The organism is Puia dinghuensis, from assembly GCF_014642875.1.
Classification (GTDB): domain Bacteria; phylum Bacteroidota; class Bacteroidia; order Chitinophagales; family Chitinophagaceae; genus Puia; species Puia dinghuensis.
In genome coordinates this window covers 362,949-381,430 of sequence record NZ_BMJC01000004.1, presented here as the reverse complement: position 1 = coordinate 381,430, position 18,482 = coordinate 362,949, and the positions used below count along the sequence as shown (strand labels likewise).

At 53.3% G+C, this 18,482-nt stretch carries 13 protein-coding genes; 10 read left to right on the top strand and 3 right to left on the bottom strand.

The features are described 5' to 3' along the window. The first annotated feature begins 94 nt into the window (after window positions 1-94). From IEY39_RS19470 to uvrB, 4 genes are read left to right on the top strand one after another with little or no spacing between them, the layout of a single operon-like run. Entirely contained in the window at window positions 95-583 is a 489-nt protein-coding gene (locus tag IEY39_RS19470) for a methylglyoxal synthase (RefSeq protein ID WP_188934696.1), read from the top strand. A 7-nt stretch (window positions 584-590) separates the two neighbouring features. Then, complete coding sequence (locus tag IEY39_RS19465; protein WP_188934694.1) at window positions 591-2,822, top strand: transferrin receptor-like dimerization domain-containing protein; 2,232 nt, start codon at window positions 591-593, stop codon at window positions 2,820-2,822. 6 nt (window positions 2,823-2,828) lie between these two features. Further along, complete coding sequence (locus IEY39_RS19460; protein WP_188934692.1) at window positions 2,829-5,285, top strand: AsmA family protein; 2,457 nt, start codon at window positions 2,829-2,831, stop codon at window positions 5,283-5,285. Window positions 5,286-5,328: 43 nt separating this feature from the next. Then, window positions 5,329-7,368, top strand: coding sequence for an excinuclease ABC subunit UvrB (uvrB, locus tag IEY39_RS19455; RefSeq protein WP_188934690.1), 2,040 nt, complete (start codon window positions 5,329-5,331; stop codon window positions 7,366-7,368). Here uvrB and IEY39_RS19450 read toward each other — a convergent pair. Then, window positions 7,348-7,923, bottom strand: a complete 576-nt coding sequence (locus tag IEY39_RS19450; RefSeq protein WP_188934687.1) for a BRO family protein — start codon at window positions 7,921-7,923, stop codon at window positions 7,348-7,350. The genes uvrB and IEY39_RS19450 overlap by 21 nt on opposite strands. 108 nt (window positions 7,924-8,031) lie before the next feature. Between IEY39_RS19450 and polA the strand changes: the two genes are divergently transcribed. The 5 genes from polA (at window position 8,032) to IEY39_RS19425 (ending at window position 16,681) form a co-directional block, all read left to right on the top strand. Further along, window positions 8,032-11,001: a DNA polymerase I gene (gene polA / locus IEY39_RS19445; protein WP_188934685.1), complete on the top strand. Its 2,970-nt coding sequence runs from the start codon at window positions 8,032-8,034 to the stop codon at window positions 10,999-11,001. Window positions 11,002-11,097: 96 nt separating this feature from the next. After that, window positions 11,098-13,452: a hypothetical protein gene (locus tag IEY39_RS19440; protein ID WP_188934683.1), complete on the top strand. Its 2,355-nt coding sequence runs from the start codon at window positions 11,098-11,100 to the stop codon at window positions 13,450-13,452. 142 nt (window positions 13,453-13,594) lie between these two features. Beyond that, window positions 13,595-14,248, top strand: coding sequence for a DsbA family protein (locus tag IEY39_RS19435; RefSeq protein ID WP_229688993.1), 654 nt, complete (start codon window positions 13,595-13,597; stop codon window positions 14,246-14,248). A 64-nt stretch (window positions 14,249-14,312) separates the two neighbouring features. Beyond that, on the top strand, window positions 14,313-14,960 hold the full coding sequence (locus IEY39_RS19430; protein WP_188934681.1) for a DUF5606 family protein: 648 nt from the start codon (window positions 14,313-14,315) through the stop codon (window positions 14,958-14,960). Window positions 14,961-14,965: 5 nt separating this feature from the next. Then, window positions 14,966-16,681 (top strand): M3 family oligoendopeptidase, encoded by a 1,716-nt coding sequence (locus IEY39_RS19425; protein WP_229688992.1) that lies wholly within the window; start codon window positions 14,966-14,968, stop codon window positions 16,679-16,681. A 201-nt stretch (window positions 16,682-16,882) separates the two neighbouring features. Here IEY39_RS19425 and IEY39_RS19420 read toward each other — a convergent pair whose 3' ends face one another. Both IEY39_RS19420 and IEY39_RS19415 read right to left on the bottom strand, forming a co-directional pair. Then, window positions 16,883-17,305, bottom strand: a complete 423-nt coding sequence (locus tag IEY39_RS19420) for a Fur family transcriptional regulator (RefSeq protein ID WP_188934679.1) — start codon at window positions 17,303-17,305, stop codon at window positions 16,883-16,885. Window positions 17,306-17,323: 18 nt separating this feature from the next. Then, window positions 17,324-18,016 carry an SCO family protein gene (locus IEY39_RS19415; protein ID WP_229688991.1) on the bottom strand — a complete coding sequence of 231 codons (693 nt, stop codon included), beginning with the start codon at window positions 18,014-18,016 and terminating at the stop codon, window positions 17,324-17,326. A gap of 71 nt (window positions 18,017-18,087) precedes the next feature. Here IEY39_RS19415 and IEY39_RS19410 point away from each other — a divergent pair, with 71 nt between their 5' ends. Continuing rightward, entirely contained in the window at window positions 18,088-18,468 is a 381-nt protein-coding gene (locus tag IEY39_RS19410) for a MerC domain-containing protein (RefSeq protein WP_188934677.1), read from the top strand. Window positions 18,469-18,482 lie beyond the last annotated feature (14 nt).

Below are 18,482 nucleotides of genomic sequence, written 5' to 3'. Positions count from 1 at the left end.
TTTAAAACGATGAGCAGTTGTCAAAATTTTTTATGAGTTGTTATAATATTCTTAAAGCAACTATCTTTCAGGCAGGATCAAAACGCCATAACGTATGCAAATTCCCATAAGGAAATTGAGTGGCTCCAAGCGAATCGCCCTCGTAGCACATGACAACAAGAAAACCGAACTTATCGAGTGGGCCGTCTACAACAAATCGGCGCTAAGGAAACACCGGCTCTATGGTACCGGCACCACCGGCAGCCTCGTGGAAAATGCCCTTGGACAGTCGGTAAGTAAATTCCTCAGTGGTCCGCTCGGGGGCGACCAACAGATCGGCGCCCGGATAGCGGAAGGCAAGATCGATGTCCTCATCTTCTTCTGGGACCCCATGGAAGCCCAGCCCCACGACCCGGATATAAAGGCGCTTCTCCGGCTGGCAGTCACCTGGAACATCCCCTTTGCCTGTGACCGCGCCACGGCCGATTTCCTGCTTACGTCCCCGCTGATGTTCACCGACTACGAGGTAATGGTACCCGACTATTCCCAATATACCCGGCGCCTGGATAAGCCCGGTCAATCGAATCTATCACCAAACCAATAATGTGCACATGAGAAAACATCTTCTTACCGGGAGCCTTATCCTGGTTTCCTTTTTATCCCGGTCGCAGACCCATAGCCTGGCGGGATTCAGTGACGCCGAAGCCGGTCAACAGCTACAATTGGAAAAGACCTTTGACGGCTATCTCAGCGCCGCCAATGTCGATAGTGGTATCCGTATCATGTCCGCCCGCCCTCATCATGTAGGGTCTCCCGGCGACAAAGCCGTCGTCAATTACATCTACAATCAGTTTAAGAGCTGGGGTTATGATGTCCAGCTGGAGACCTTCTATGTCCCCTTCCCCACCCCAACCGAAAGGCTGCTGGAGATGACGGGGCCCGTGCATTTCAAGGCTACCCTGGCGGAACCACCCCTGAAAGAAGACAGAACATCTGGCCAGACCAGCGAACAGCTCCCAACCTATAACTGCTGGTCGCCGGATGGCGACGTCACCGGAGAGCTGGTATATGTCAACTACGGTATCCCGGAAGACTACGATCGGCTCGCCAGAATGGGCATCTCTGTCAAAGGCAAAATCGTTATTGCAAAATATGGCCACTCCTGGCGGGGCATCAAACCCAAAGTGGCGCAGGAACACGGAGCCATCGGCTGTATCATCTACTCCGACCCGAAAGATGATGGCTATTATGAAGGCGATGTCTATCCCAAAGGGGCCTTTAAAAGCGAATACGGCGTGCAACGCGGCTCGGTGATGGATATGCCTATATATCCCGGCGATCCGCTGACACCAGGCGTCGGCGCAACAAAAGATGCTAAACGGCTCGATCGCAAGGACGCCCTCACGCTTTTGAAAATACCCGTTCTGCCGATCAGCTACCATGATGCCGAGCCCTTGCTGCGCGCGCTGGAGGGCCCTGTGGCGCCGGAAGATTGGCGCGGCGCTCTGCCCATGACCTACCACGTCGGTCCGGGCAAGACCCTTGTTCACCTCAAACTGGCATTCAACTGGGAAATGAAAACCATCACCGATGTCATCGCCAAAATACCGGGCAGCGTCTGGCCCGACGAATGGGTGATCCGTGGCAACCACCATGATGCCTGGGTCAACGGTGCCGGCGATCCGATCAGCGGTCAATCGGCAATGCTGGAAGAAGCCAGGGCTGTTGGGGAATTGCGTAAAACCGGGTGGAAGCCCAAACGCACCATCGTCTACTGCGCCTGGGACGGGGAAGAGCCAAGCCTCATCGGCTCCACCGAATGGGTGGAGACTCATGCCGCCGAGCTACAGCAAAAGGCGGTGGTCTATATCAACTCCGATGGCAACAGTCGCGGCTTCCTGGAAGCCGGCGGGTCGCATGGCCTGGAGCCGTTTATGAACGAGATCGCCCGGGATGTCATAGACCCCCAGACCCATATCACCATCGCCGATCGCCGCCATGCCCGTGACCTCGTGAACGCCGCCGAAGGCGGCCACCTTAAAAAAGAGCTGTTTCAAAAGAAAACGATCACCCTTGGAGCGCTGGGTTCGGGCTCGGATTATTCCCCTTTCCTCCAACACCTGGGGATTCCCTCTTTTGATCTTGGCTTCGGCGGGGAATCGGCCGGCGGGGAATATCATTCCATTTATGACAGCTATGATGACTATCGCCGCTTTAAAGACCCCTCCTTTCAATATGGGGTAGCCCTGGCCGAAACCGCGGGCAGGACGACCTTGCGCATGGCGGATGTGGGCCTGCTGCCCTTTGACTTCCGTGCGTTGTACAAGACGATAAACGACTATGCCACCGACCTGATGGCGCAGCTCGACCAGATGCGGGAAACCACTTCGCTGACCAACCAGCTGTTGAAAGCGCATGATTACGACTATGCCATGGATACCGCGCGTCACCTGATGCCACCCGCGGCAAAGGATGAGATCCCCTATCTGAATTTCTCCAGCCTCCAGAATGCGTTGACCTTACTCGGGCATGCGGCCAACCATCTCGCCGACACCCTGGCAAAGGCAAAGCTGAGCGATAGCCAGCTGCAGACCGTCAACGAAGCGCTGTACAGGGCGGAACAACAATTGCTATCGGATAACGGTCTCCCCCGCCGCCCCTGGTACCGGCATACGATCTATGCCCCTGGTTTCTACACCGGCTATGGCGTGAAGACCTTGCCTGGCATCCGGGAGGCGATCGAACAGCGTAATTTTGAGGAAGCCCAGCAACAGATAGAGATCGACGCTGCCGTGCTGAAGAAGTTTGCCGCTTACCTGAGCGCCATCTTCTTCAAGGAATAAACCGCTTTGAAGAGAGCCCTACGATATCTCATCCGAATAGCAGGCGCCCTGGTGTGCCTGCTATTGCTTGCCTGGCTCTGCCTGGTGGGCTATGTCGAGCTAAACAAAGCTGCCTTGCTGGAAAAAGCGAGAAGCGCCTTCCAGGATCGCCTCGGCGGAGCGCTGCGCATCGGAAAATTGGATATCTCCTTCTTCCGCCATTTCCCCAATGTCACCGCCCGGCTCTCGACCGTGACCTTACGGGACAGCGCCTGGACACAACACCATCACGACCTGCTGCAAGCCGCCGATGTCTATATCACCTGCAACCTGTTCAAAAGCCTCTTCGCCCGCCGCCTGCAGGTGGGAGCGGTAGACCTCGAACACGGGCAGGTGTATTTGTATACGGATAGCACCGGATACTCCAATACGGATATGCTCCGCACCCTCCAACCCGCGAACACCAGAAGCAGGCCTGACCTGCCCGATATCGGGCTCACCGATATCCGCTGGGTGATGGAAAAACAGAATAAACACAAATTCTTCGATCTTGATATCCAACACCTGCACTGTGGCATCACAAGGGACCGCCGGCTGCTCCGGTTCGACGTCAATGCGAACATCCGGGCGGACGATTTCTCCTTTAACACCGCAAATGGAAGCTTTATAAAAGGCAGGGCGTTGTTAGGGCGGTTTACCGTGGACTATAATACGGCCAGTAAGATCATCCAGTTCAATGAGGCAAAGTTGGAGATAGACGATCATCTCTTTGTGTTTAGCGGCCGGTTCTTCCCCACCGTCTCGCCCGACCCGTTCTTTCTGAAGATAGAGACGGCCCATATCCTCTACCGCCATGCGTCGGCCCTGCTGACCCCTCATCTCCGGCAGGAGCTGGACAAGTACGATATCGATAAACCAGTTTCTGTATATGCCCAGCTGGATGCCGGCGCTGCCGATGACCCTGAGCCCCAGATACAGGTGCGGCTCGACCTGGACAAGGGCAGCGTCCTGACACCGGACGGCCGCTTTACAGGCGTTTCCTTTAAAGGCAGTTTTACCAACGAATGGCAGCGCGGTCAGAAAAGGAGGGACGAGAATTCCGGAATCCGGCTGCTGGGCTTCTCGGGCCAGTTGCAGAAGCTGCCGTTTCAGGCAGACACCATTGCGATCACCAACCTCAAACATCCGCAGCTGGCCTGCGACCTGCGCTCCCATTTTGGTCTGGAAGCGCTGAATGACCTCACCGGTAGCCAGACCCTGCAATTTACCGGTGGCGCCGGGACCATGAACCTCGTTTACAAAGGTCCGTTGTCGGAAAACGACACCGCCGGGACGACCGTCAACGGCTGGCTTGATCTCGACTCCGCCGCCCTTACCTATTTGCCCTACTCCTTCCGATTGACAAATGGAAAGGGACGTCTGCGCTTCAGGGATCAGGATCTGCTTGTCGACCAACTAAGCATCCATGCCGGCGGGTCAATGATCAATGTAAAAGGAATCGCCAGGAATTTAGTCGCCTTACTGGACAGGAATGAAGAGAATGTCAGCATGGACTGGAATCTCGCTTCCCCCCGGCTCGACCTGGGAGACCTGGCCGTCCTGGCGGGGCGTCCCACGGCGACAAACTTCCGGCAAAGCGGCACAAGCGCCTTTGGGACGACGTTTGGGCGTGTCGACCGGCTGCTGAAAGAAGGAATCATCCATGTAGGCGTCGAGGCCAATGATCTCCGGTTTAGAAAATTCTCCGGCGCGAATGCAAAGGCCGATCTTTTATTCGAGGACCACCAGATCATCCTTACCCGGTTAACCATGGATCAGGGGGCTTTCGACTTGAAAGGGACAATCGACCGCCGGCGTCCCGGTGACGTCCTTGTTTCGCTGGAATCCCATCTAAAGGACGTAGACCTCCCACGGTTGTTCAATGCCTTTGGCGACTTCGGCCAGGACGCCATCACCGCCAGGAATCTCAAAGGCAGCCTTACCGCCGACATCCGGCTGAATGGGGCAATGACTGATAAGAAAAAAATGGATCCCAACAGCCTGAAAGGAAGCGTCGATTTTACCATCAACAACGGGCAGCTGGTGGATTTCGAACCCATGGAAAAGATAAAGGTTTTCGTGCTAAAGGACAGGGACCTCTCTACGATTCGCTTTGCGGAGTTGAAGAACCGGCTTGACCTCGACTCGACCACGCTGACCATCCATCGGATGGAGATCCGGTCGACGGCCTTCACCCTTTTTGCCGAAGGAACATACGATCTCAAGACCGGGCCCGATATAAGTCTCCGGGTTCCCTTCAGCAACTTCTCAAAGAACCAGACCATCGATATCTCGCCGGACAGCAGGGGTAACTACAGCAAGGCCGGGATTAGCGTGTGGCTGCGAGCGCGCAGAGGCGTGGACGGCAAACTGAAGATCACCTGGGACCCGTTTAAAAAAGCGCTGAAGCAGGCGAAGGCGAACAACACACGCGGGGCCAACTAGCCAGGTCCCCCGCCGGTTGACAAATAATCGGTAAATTTGTCCTATGCGGTTTAAACTTAACGCACCTTTTCCTCCATCCGGCGACCAGCCGGAAGCGATCCGTCAGCTGACGGAAGGTATACTCACAGGAGAGCGCTATCAAACTTTACTGGGTGTCACGGGTTCGGGAAAGACCTTTACTGTCGCCAATGTCATCGAGAATGTCCAACGGCCCACGCTGGTATTGACGCATAATAAGACGCTTGTCGCGCAGTTGTATGGGGAGTTTAAGCAATTCTTCCCCGACAATGCCGTCGGCTATTTTGTGTCTTACTACGACTACTACCAGCCCGAGGCTTATATGCCGGTGAGCAATACCTACATTGAAAAAGACCTCTCCATCAACGAGGAGCTGGAAAAACTGCGGCTTCAGGCGACGACCCAGCTGCTCAGCGGCCGCAGGGATATTATCGTCGTTGCGTCTGTAAGCTGTATCTACGGTATCGGCAATCCCGCCGAATTCGAGAATGGCATCGTCCGACTGCAGCAAGGGCAGGTGATCTCGCGCCAGGGGTTCCTGCATTCGCTGGTGAACTCCCTGTACAAGCGCAGCGAGATAGAGTTCGCCCGGGGTAGTTTCCGGGTAAAGGGCGACACGGTGGATATCAACCTGCCGTATGTCGACTATGGCTATCGGATCAGTTTCTTCGGCGATGAGATCGACTCCATCGAAAGCTTTGATATCCAGACGGGCAAGCGCATCGCCGCGATCGACAATGCTGCTATCTTCCCCGCCAACCTCTACCTGGCGCCAAAGGATATTATCCACCAGGTTCTCAGTGAGATCCAGGACGAACTGGCCGAACAGGTGACCTATTTTAAGAATGTCGGAAAATATATCGAGGCGCAGCGGCTGAGCGAACGGGTGAACTATGACGTGGAAATGATCAGGGAACTGGGATATTGCAACGGTGTGGAGAACTATTCCCGGTTTTTCGACCGGCGGCAGCCCGGGACAAGGCCTTTCTGTCTGCTCGATTATTTCCCTAAGGACTTCCTGCTCGTGCTGGATGAGAGTCATCAGACCGTTCCGCAGATCAGTGGGATGTATGGCGGCGACCGCAGCCGCAAGCTGGTGTTGGTGGATTACGGTTTTCGCCTTCCGAGCGCGCTCGACAACCGGCCGCTCAACTTCCACGAATTCGAATCGCTGACGGGCCAGACGATCTATGTCTCTGCTACACCGGGTGACTATGAATTAGAAAAGACCGAAGGGGTCGTCGTGGAGCAGGTGGTACGGCCTACCGGGCTGCTTGACCCGCCCATCGAGGTAAGGCCCAGTGCCAACCAGATAGACGATCTGTTGGACGAGATTGATAAGCGGGTAAAGAAAGGCGACCGGGTGCTGGTGACGACGCTGACGAAGCGGATGGCGGAGGAAATGGACAAATACCTGCATCGCATCGACATCAAGTCTAAATACATCCATAGCGAAGTGGATACCCTCGAGAGGGTAGAGATCCTGCGTCAGCTTCGGCTCGGCGAGATCGATGTGCTCGTCGGCGTCAACCTGTTGCGGGAAGGGCTCGATCTCCCCGAGGTATCCCTTGTGGCCATCCTCGATGCCGACAAAGAAGGCTTTCTGCGCAACGAAAAATCGCTGACCCAGACGGCGGGCCGGGCCGCCCGTAATGTGGATGGGCTGGTGATCTTCTATGCCGACATCATCACCGAGAGCATGCAAAAGACCATGGACGAGACCCTGCGGCGAAGGGAAAAACAAATTGCCCACAACGAACAGCACGGTATCACCCCCCGCACCGTCAAAAAATCCAAGGAGCAGGTCTTCGCCCAGACTTCGGTGCTGGATATCAAGGGCTACAACCCTGGCGATCCCTATGCGCTGGCACCCGATGACGAACTCGTTTCGGTGGTAGCCGAAGATCAGGAGGTCTACCAGACCATTCCGCAGGTGGAAAAGGCCATCGCCCGCACCAAAAAAGACATGGAAAAAGCCGCCCGCGACCTCGACTTCATGGAGGCCGCAAGACTGCGGGATGAGATGTTCGGATTGCAGAAGAAGCTAAAGGAAATGAAGGCGTAACTCCTTTACCATCTTGCCGCTCCAGGCCTGGGTAATGATGTCAGTCAGGGTAGCAAACTCCTGCCCCTTTTTTACGCCCCTGGTCTCCCATTCATCGGTTAGCTCTTTCCTGATCTCTATGCTTTTCAGCCGTTGATTGATCCATTCTTTAGAATAGCCAAGCTTTAGATAGTTTTCCATGGCCCGGTCAATAGATTTTTGGGGATCCTGTGCTTCTTCGATCCTTTCATAGCCCACCTTGGCAAGCCATTGTTTGAAGGGTTCTGCCTTGGGCGAGGGGATGGATTGAATGACGCGCAAAAGTTGCTCAGTATCAGCAACATCTGTCATCCTCATCTTGCCATCTTCAGCTTCCATTTTCAACTGTCCCAAGTTTTGGGACAGTTCACTTCCTTCTTCTGAAAGCTTTGTTTTCAGCGCATTCCAATACTTTCTCGGGCGTGGGCTCTCGGTCAGAACCGCAATAATATCCACCACCGCAAAATACCACTTCTCCTTCTCCGCATCCCATTGACTCCGTATCTTCTGTGATTCGAATAATTTTATATTGCTCATAAGATAAATTTAAGTTATACAAATGTAGCATTTCAACCAATCAAAAAACTAAAATTATTAGCGGCCAGCAAAGAGCACCATCTGTGTTTATTGCCTAATTTCGCTACCATGGAAAATACGGATAAGAGACTATTTCTCCTGGACGCGCTGGCGCTTGTCTTTCGCGCCTACTACGCATTGATGAGCAATCCGCGGCTTACCACGAAGGGCCGCAACACCAATGCACAATTCGGGTTCACCAATGCCCTGCTGGAACTCATCAACAACCAGCATCCTTCGCATATGGCTGTGTGCTTCGACACGGAGGCGCCGACCGAACGGCATACCGACTTTGCGGACTACAAGGCCAACCGGCAGGAAGCGCCCGAAGACCTGTTGAGCGCCCTGCCCGACATCAAGGTGATCATCCGGGGTTTTAATATCCCCATCATGGAAGTGGACGGGTATGAAGCCGATGACGTCATCGGTACGCTTAGCAAACAAGCCGCTGCCGCAGGATATGAAGTGTATATGGTCACCCCCGACAAGGATTACGGACAGCTGGTGACCGACAAGGTCCGCATCTATAAGCCCGGCTACCAGGGCGGCCCGGCGGAGATACTGGGACCGAAGGAAGTTTGTGAAAAATGGAACATCAAAGACGTCTCACAGGTGATCGACATCCTGGGACTGATGGGCGACGCCGTCGATAATATCCCGGGAATAAAAGGCGTCGGCGAGAAGACCGCCGCCAAACTGCTGGCCGAATTCGGAACGGTAGAAAATGTCCTCGCCAATGCCGATAGCATCAAAGGCGCAATGGGTGAGAAAGTGCGCGGCGGCAAGGAAGCAGCCATCATGAGCAAGAAGCTGGCCACGATCATCACCTCCGTTCCCGTGCAATTCCATGAAGAGGATTTCATGCTGAAGGACTGGAACCGCGAGGCCCTGACCGAGGTCTTCGGCGCGCTCGAATTCAAGACCCTCGGCAAACGGATCCTCGGTGACAGCTTTGCACCCGGCTATAATGCGCCGGAAAGCGTGCAGAAAGATCTCTTCGGCAATGCAGTGAACCCGCCGTCAGGCAAGAAGAAGGCGGGCGCGGCAGGCGGCAGCGGGCCCGCAGCAGCAGGCGCCGGAGCAACGGCAGGAGGCGGAGGCAAAGCCAGCCCAGCCACAGACAAATTAGAAGAAGCCAGCACCCGGCAGGAAGCAGCCGTGGAAAAAGGGGAAGAAGACCTGAAGAGTGAAGAAGGAGAAGGCTTCATCCCTCCGGCAGGAAAGAATATCCATAACACAACGCATGTCTATACCGCTGTCGTCGGCGAGGCGGCGATCAAAAGCCTTGTCGAAAAATTACTGCCGCAGAAGGAGGTCTGCTTCGACACGGAAACGACGGGCATCGACGCCAACGACGTAGACATCGTCGGGATGAGTTTTGCGGTGCAGGCCGGGGAAGCCTGGTATGTCCCGTGTCCACCAGACAGCAAGGGCGCGCAAGCGATCATTGACGCCTTCCGGCCGCTGTTCGAATCTCCCTTGATCGTCTGGATCGGTCAGAATCTGAAATACGACTTGCTGGTGCTGAAGTGGTACGGCGTTACACTAAAAGGACAGATATTCGATACGATGCTTGCGCATTATGTCATCGAGCCGGAAGGCAAACGCGGAATGGACCTTCTCAGCGCGCAATACCTGGGATATGAACCGGTGCACATCGAAGAACTTATCGGCAAGAAAGGCAAAGGCCAGGGAAATATGCGCGATGTAGAGCTGGGGAAAATAAAGGACTACGCTGCCGAGGACGCTGACATCACGTTGCAGCTTAAACATATATTCTTGCCTCAGCTGAAGACGAAGGAAGTGGAGAAGGTGTTTTATGAAGTAGAGAATCCCCTGGTGAAGGTGCTTACCGACATGGAGTTCGAAGGTGTGAAGGTCGACACCGACTTCCTGCTGGAATACAGCAAGGAGCTTGAACGCGATGCCCGCCAGGCGGAGGAGAAGGTGTACCAGGAAGCAGGTGAGCGCTTTAACCTGGCCTCGCCAAAACAGCTGGGCGAGATCTTGTTCGAAAAGATGAAGCTGGACCCCAAGGCCAAAAAAACAAAGACGGGTCAATATGCCACCGGGGAAGATGTGTTGTTAAAACTGGCGGTGAAGCACCAGATCGTCGATGACATCCTGGCCTTCCGGGAGCTTACGAAATTAAAGTCGACCTATGTCGATGCGCTGCCGCAGATGATCAACCGCAAGACGGGGCGTGTACATACCAGTTATGCCCAGGCCGTTGCAGTGACGGGCCGGCTCAGCAGCAACAACCCTAACCTGCAGAATATTCCCATCCGTACCGAACGGGGCCGGGAGATCCGCAAAGCCTTTATCCCCCGCAATGATGATTTTGTCCTGGTGTCGGCCGACTACTCCCAGATAGAATTGCGCATCGTCGCCGCGATCAGCGGTGATCCCAACATGTGCGCGGCCTTCCGGGAGGGCAAGGACATCCATACGGCCACGGCAGCAAAGGTCTTTGGCGTGGAAGAGTCGGCCGTGACGAAGGAGATGCGGTATAAGGCCAAAAGCGTCAATTTCGGCATTATCTATGGCCAGGGCGCCTTTGGTCTCGCCGACAACCTGGGTATCAGCCGGACGGAGGCAAAGGAGATTATCGACAATTACAAGGCGCAATTCCCCGGCATCCAGAAGTATATGGATGATACGATCAATTTCGCCCGGGAATGCGGCTATGTGCAAACCCTGATGGGTCGTAAAAGATGGCTAAAAGACATCAACTCCGCCAATTTCACCGTACGGGGGTTTGCGGAACGAAATGCCATCAACTCTCCCATCCAGGGCACGGCGGCGGATATGATCAAGCTGGCCATGATCCGCATCCATGAAGAATTTGCCCGCCAGGGGCTTAGATCGAGGATGCTCCTGCAGGTACACGACGAATTGGTCTTCGACGCTTATAAAGCTGAGCTTGATATAATTAAACCCATAATAATGCGTTGTATGCAAACCGCGTTACCCCTGCCCCAGGACGTCCCGGCCACCGCAGAGATGGGATCTGGGGTCAACTGGCTTGAGGCTCACTAATCTAATTAACATCTCATTTGTAAATGGCAACAAACTTTGCCGTCCTTGTGGAGTCTATATATAGGTTTAGTACTCTAATTATATAAACAAAAACATATGAAAAGCATTCATATTTCATTCTCTATGCTGCTGGCCTTCATCCTATTGGCAGGTACCGCCCCTGCCCAACAGCAGGACGGACCACCGCCCACCAGTCAGCAACAGCAGCAGGAATGGCCCCGAAGCTTCACGACCGATGACGGCACTGTCGTCAAGATCTTCCAGCCCCAGCCGGAGTCTTTTTCGGACAATGTCCTGAAATCCCGCTGGGCTATCTCCGTTTTGCCGCAGGGCAAGTCGGACCCGGTGTTTGGTACGTTCTGGTCGGTAGCCAATGTGGAAACCGACAGGGACAACCGCCGGGTCGTCATCCAGTCTGTCAAGGTGCCCAACATAAAGTTTCCCGGGCAGTCTGATGACAACTTTACCAACAGCCTGAAGACGGCGCTGGAAGCCAATCTGCCCCAGGCCGCCGGCGATCTCTCGTTGGACGAGCTGCTCTCTTCCCTCGACCAGAATACCGAGCAAAAGAAATTATCGAAAGACCTGAATACGGCCGCACCCCGGATCATTTACAGCGATCATCCGACCCTGCTGGTGTCGATCGACGGGCAGCCCAAGATGCAAAACAATAAGGACTGGGGGCTCGATGTAGTGGTAAACAGTCCCTTCACGATCGTCAAGGCCAACAACGGCGGCTTCTATCTTTATGGCGGCAAGCACTGGTACCAGGCACAGTCTGCTACCGGTCCGTATAGCTCTGCCGGCAATATTCCCGCCGAATTGAACCAGGTGCAGACGGCAGTCGACAATGCCAACAGCAGCAATGCAGGGTATACCGACTCGACAACGGCCGCGAATGAAAATATGGTTTCGGACATCATCGTCAGCACTTCGCCTGCCGAGCTGATCCAGACTAATGGAAAGCCCAATTTCACGGCTATTCCCAATACGAGCCTTTCTTATGCAAGCAACTCTTCCAACGATATTTTCCAGGACCAGGGTTCGGGCAACTATTTTGTCCTTATTTCCGGTCGCTGGTATACTTCGGGTTCGCTTACAGGTGGATGGCATTATGTAGCCAGCAATGCGTTGCCGGCCGACTTTGCCAAGATCCCCGAAGGCAGCCCGAAAGACAATGTGCTGGCCAGTGTAGCCGGTACGGATGCAGCCCGCGAAGCGATTATGGATGCGCAGGTTCCGCAGACGGCCAAGGTAGATCGTAATACGGCCTCTACATCTGTCAACTATAACGGTGACCCGCAGTTTGCCCCGTTGCAGGGTACCGACATGCAATATGCGACGAATACGGGTTCCTCTGTGATAAAGGATGGTGATACCTACTATAGCGTGGACAACGGGGTATGGTACCAGTCGGACAACCCCAATGGTCCCTGGACGGTGGCGACCGAACGGCCTGAAGACGTAGACCAGATTCCGCCTTCTTCTCCGTTGTACAACATCAAGTATGTATATATCTATGACGTAACCCCCGACTATGTTTACATGGGCTATACGCCAGGTTACCTGAACACCTATATCTATGGCCCCACGGTGGTCTATGGTACGGGCTTCTATTATAATCCCTGGTGGGATGGGTACTATTATCCCCGGCCCTGGTCATGGGGGTTTGGCGTCTGCTATAATCCCTGGGCCGGCTGGACGCTTGGATATGGCTATGGCTTTGGCTGGTTCCACTATGGCATCGGCTTCCACTACGGCTACTGGGGTGGCTGGGGTGGCGGCGGCTGGTGGGGTTGTCATGCGTACCGCCCGGCCTATGCGTGGAGCGGGTATCGAAGCTATGGCTTTTATGGCGCCAACTACTACCGCAACCGCAACATCTATGTGAACAACAACTACAACTTCCATACGAATATTTATGCCGGCCGTGGTGGTATCGTCACCCGTGATAACCATACCTTCTATAACCGCACTTCTATCGGCAGACCCGTCTCCTACAACAACGGAAGGCCCGGTTTCAATAGTGCAGGTGGCGGCAGACCCGGATTCAACAGACCGGTTAGCCCGCAGGGTGGAAGACCTGGTGCTCCCGGCAATGGTTTCTCAAGACCAACCAACAATAATGTCTTTTCCGATCGCAGCGGCAATGTATATCAGCACAACCAGGCCACGAATCAATGGCAGCAGCGGTCGAACAACTCCTGGCGGCCGATGAGCAACAACAGTCCTCAGGTGCAACAGGGCCTCAACCGGGACCAGCAGATGCGCGATCGCGGCTTTACCCGGACGCAGAACTTCCAGCAGACGCGGAGCTTCGGCGGGGGCGGTGGTGGCGGTGGCGCCAGACCGAGTGGTGGCGGGTTCAGCAGGCCCAGCGGTGGCGGTGGTGGCGGTGGCGGTGGTCGTTCCTTTGGCGGAGGCGGGGGCGGCGGAGGCCGCAGGCACTAAACAAGTTGAAGAAATTTTACATTTGCCGGGGAAATCCCCGGCAAATTCGTTGAAACGCCTCCGGCGTTTCGGCCGAAGGCCCATCATTGGCGAAATGTCAGGGATGGGCGAATTTTGCTGACCGACCATCCCTGACATTAACATGACAGTATATTATTGTTACGACGCCTACTGTGGCTGGTGTTATGGCTTTAGCCCTGTGATCAGGCGCATTTTCGAAGAATATCGCAACCGGTTTGCTTTTGAAGTACTTTCCGGTGGGATGATCCTGCCCGAAAAGCCGCAGCCCATCGGGGTGATAGCGGACTACATCCGTTCGGCTTACAAGGTGGTGGAAGAAAGAACAGGCATCCGTTTTGGCGGGGACTGGCTTTGGCATATCAACAACCCGGAGGAAAGCGACTGGTATCCAAATTCGGAGAAACCGGCGATTGCGCTTTGTGTTTTTAAGGATTACTATCCCGACGAGGCCGTGCTCTTTGCGGGTGAATTGCAATATGCCCTGCACTATGAGGGGCGCGATCTCACCGATGATGAAGCCTATCGCCACCTGCTGGAAAAGTATCGTATCCCTGAAAAAGAGTTCTATGGCAAGCTGCATCATCCTGCGTATAAGGAAAAGGCTTATGATGAATTCGCATTGGTACGACAATTGAGGGTAAATGGTTTCCCGACCGTATTTTTACAGGTGAGTGATTCGAAGTTTTACCTGCTCACCCGGGGATATACCGATTATGCAACCCTGAAGAATGGAATAGAGCAAACCTTGTCTGATCCAGCTTTGCAGGGAAAATAATTGTCCTTAAATGAGCGATTAACATTAACTTGCATGTCCCCAAAAAGGGGGTAGATTTTAAATTATGGAATATAACAAGATCATTGCAGTCACCGGGATGCCGGGCTTGTACGAGTTGTTAAGCAGTAAATCGGATGGTGCTATCGTCCGTTCGCTGGATGATAAGACTACTCGTTTTGTCGCCAGCCGGAGCCACAATTTTTCGCACCTCGAAAGTATCGAAGTGTATACCGTTAGAGACAATGTCAATCTGGTAGATGTATTGAAGGCGATGGAAGCGAGTCCGGAAAAGCTGCCCGATGAAAAGGATAATGCCGCTCTCAAGGCTTATTTCACCAAGGTCTACCCGGATCTGGATTTCGAACGGGTGTACAGCAGCGACCTGAAGAAGATGGTCAAATGGTTCAGCGTTTTGAAAACAAATAATATAGAGATCAAGTTGACCGAACCCGAGCCGGAGGAAGAAGCTGCTTCTGTGGAAGTAGCAGCACCGGCGCCGGAAGAAAAGGAAGAAAAACCGGCACCTGCAAAAAAAGCGGTGAAGGCTGCAAAAGAATCGCAAGTAGCGGAAAAGGAATCGCCTGCTGCTAAAGAAGCACCTGCTGCTGAAAAACCAAAGGCGAAGAAGGCTGCCCCGAAGAAAAAAGCAGAGGAAGAAAAGGATGAAAAGATAGCAGAAAAGCCAAAGAAAGTGGCAAAAAAGAAAAGCTAATTATTATGCCTACCGCTAATTTACAAAAGCCCCAGCGGCATTTTCTGCCCGCCGGTTATGTGCTGACGGACTGGCCGGGCTTGGAGCCATATTTCCGCGACCTTGACGAGCGACCGCTGGACACCCGCGAGCAGTTGGAGAAATGGTTGCTGGATATCAGCGAACTGGAAGCCGTCGTGAGCGAAGATTCCTGCTGGCGCCAGATCAAAATGACCTGTGACACGGAGAACAAGCAGCTGGAAGCGGCATTTAACTATTTCTGCCTGGAGATACAGCCTAAGATACAGCCATATGCCGACCGGCTCAACCGGCGACTCGTGGAAAACCCGCATACGCGGGAGCTTGACCAGAAGGAATATTTTACTTATCTGCGCAGTGTCAGGAAGCGGATAGAGCTCTTCCGCGAAGAGAATATCTCCCTCTATGCCGAGGCCAGCGTAATGGGTCAGCAGTTTGGTGTCATCTCTGGCAAAATGACAGTGGAAGTTAACGGGCAGGAGTATACGCTACAGCAGGCCTCGAAATTCCTGGAAAACCCCGACCGGCCGCTTCGCGAAACCGTCTACCGGAAGATGCAGGATCGGCGGCTGCAGGATAAGGACGCACTGAACGACTTGTATTCCAAACTGATAGCGATCAGGCACCGCATGGCTCAAAATGCGGGTTTTGCCAACTACCGGGATTTCAAATTTGAAGAGCTGGGGCGCTTTGACTACACCAAGGAGGACTGCTTCCGCTTTCATGAAGCCGTAAGGGAATATGTCGTTCCCCTGGTGAGCCTTATCAATGAAAAGAAGAAGAAGAAACTGGGTCTCGATACGCTGCGGCCATGGGACGGGGAAGCCGAGCCGGAAGGGACGGAACCGCTCAGGCCATTTACCAACGGGCAGGATCTCCTGACGAAAACCACCGCCGCCTTCGACCGGCTGGATCCCTTTTTCGGAGATTGCCTCCGGACGATGCAGCAGATGGGAAGATTCGACCTGGAGAGCCGGAAGGGCAAAGCGCCAGGCGGCTACAATTGTCCGTTAGCAGAAACGGGGGCCCCCTTTATCTTCATGAACGCCTCCGGCCAGATGGGCGATCTGACGACAATGGTTCATGAGGGCGGCCACGCCATCCACTCCTTCCTTTCTCACCCGCTGAAGCTTAGCGCTTTCAAGGAATACCCCATGGAGATAGCCGAAGTAGCCAGCATGTCGATGGAATTGTTTAGCATGGATCACTGGGAGCTGTTCTTCGAGAATAAAAACGATTTAGCAAGAGCGCGTGAGCACCAGCTGGAGCGAGTGATCAGCATCTTCCCCTGGATAGCAACCATTGATAAATTTCAACATTGGGTATACGAAAATCCGGGACACTCCGTGGAAGAAAGAAAACAAAACTGGTTGGCAACCCTGGATGAGTTTTCTTCGAAATCTATTGACTGGACAGGTCTTGAGCATTACCGGGAGTTCGGCTGGCAGAAACAGCTGCACCTTTTTGAAGTGCCTTTTTACTATATCGAATATGGTATCGCACAATTAGGAGCCATCGGTCTGTGGATGCAGTATAAGAAGAACAAAGAGAAGGCGTTAAGTAATTATGTCCAGGCGCTGAGCCTCGGAGGGACACGTACGCTGCCGGAATTGTACGATGCCGCCGGCCTGAAGTTCAACTTTTCGAAAGAGCACATCAAAGAGCTGATGGCATTTGTCAGTGAGGAAATGCAAAAAATTTGAAGCAGAAAATTTTAAGAAAAATACCCTGAAAGTAGTACTTAGATCGCTTGTTCGTATGCTTTTTTCCGGCTATATTTGCAATGAGTCAATCAAAAAATGTCTTCAAAAACATAAAGAAGCTACTAATCAGAGCCTTAACCAAAAGTCCCGGTGTTTCTACATCGGGGCTTTCTCTTTTAGGCTGGGGGCCACTTTCCGCGGTTATCGATTACAACTCTTACACACCCCGCTGACCAGCATTTCCACCTGCTCGGTCACATATCCACGCGGCAACTTTATCGCCGGCACAGTCACGTCTTCGAGACAAATGGTATTACCACAGGTGTTACAAATGAAGTGAACATGATCATCGCGGTGTTGTCCACCGGAGCATTCGTCTTTACATAACGCATAACGTATAGAATTATCCGACGTCGGTATACTGTGAATCAATCCTTTTTCGAGGAAGGCTTGCAGTGTTCGATATACCGTGACACGATCGAATTTCTCTCCGGCTTTCTTCTCGATATCGCCGTGAGACAGAGCCCCATCGTGCTGGAGGAAAAGTTCCAGTATTTTCCGCCGGCCACCGGTGATGCTCAACTGATTTTTTTTCAGGAGCTCCTCTGCTTTCTTTTCGCTCATATTGTGTAGCGGGTCTGATCAACCCGGATTATTGTTAAACAAACCATTTGCAAAACGCGGCGCGGTTGCTTTCTCTTTCAGGAGGGTACGGATGTCCTTCTCCAGATCGGCCAGCTCGTCCTTTTTCAATCCGTCATAGATCTTTCTCACCCTACCGCCTTTATCAACAAGCGCCAGAAACTGGGTATGCAGAAACTGTTCGTTGATATTGGTCGCATTGTTCTTGGGATCGTCCAGCTGATAGCCCGAGCGTGCCAAATGATAGAGACTGTCCTTGCGACCGGTGAGAAAGAACCATTTCTTTGCATCCGCGCCAAGCGAGTCTGCATAGACCTTCATCCGGCCTACACTGTCCGTCTCCGGGTCAACGGTATAGGAGAGGATGCGAAAGTCGGATTCGCCCGCGAAGTCATGCGCTACATCTTTCAGGTTGGTGTTCAGCTTTGGACAGATGCCCCTGCAGGTGGTAAAGAAATACTCGGCAACATAGACCTTGCCTTCAACATCTTTATTTGTCACCGGCTGACCTTCCTGGTCACTAAAAGAAAAAGCGGGTACATAGCTTATCACAGGCAGCTCGGGTTCGCCAAATCCGGGGATGATCCGGACAAGAGTAAAGTAAAAACCAACAAACAAAAGGATAAAAAACCCGGCCAGAAAGATGATCTTCTTCTTTTTCATGATGGTATAAAGGTCGCACTTTTCGGTCATGGAAAAATATTTGCAACATTGTTGCAAGTGAATTATTTTTGCTTTCGCCTTTTTCCTGGCGGCTGCTAATCATGTTCAAGAAGATCAATTGGGATGCTCTGGGCGTCACGACCTCAGTTCTCTGTGCTATTCACTGCGCTATCCTTCCCCTGGTGATAGCGACCCTGCCCGTTTTGGGGATCAATATCATTCACAATCCCCTGTTTGAAAATGGGATGATCGGGCTGGCTTTTGTCATAGGCACCCGGGCAATGTGGCATGGATTCCGCCATCATCATCAGCACCTGATGCCCTGGCTTCTCTTCCTTGGCGGAATGATCTTTCTGGTTTCCAAGCAAATATGGCACCATTTCGAGCTGGCGCTCCTCCCCTTTGCGGTCGTGTTGATCGTGACTGCCCACATCCTCAACTACCGGCTTTCCCGGCGGCCCAGGAATTTCCCGATCGTGTAACCAGTGGTGCCCGC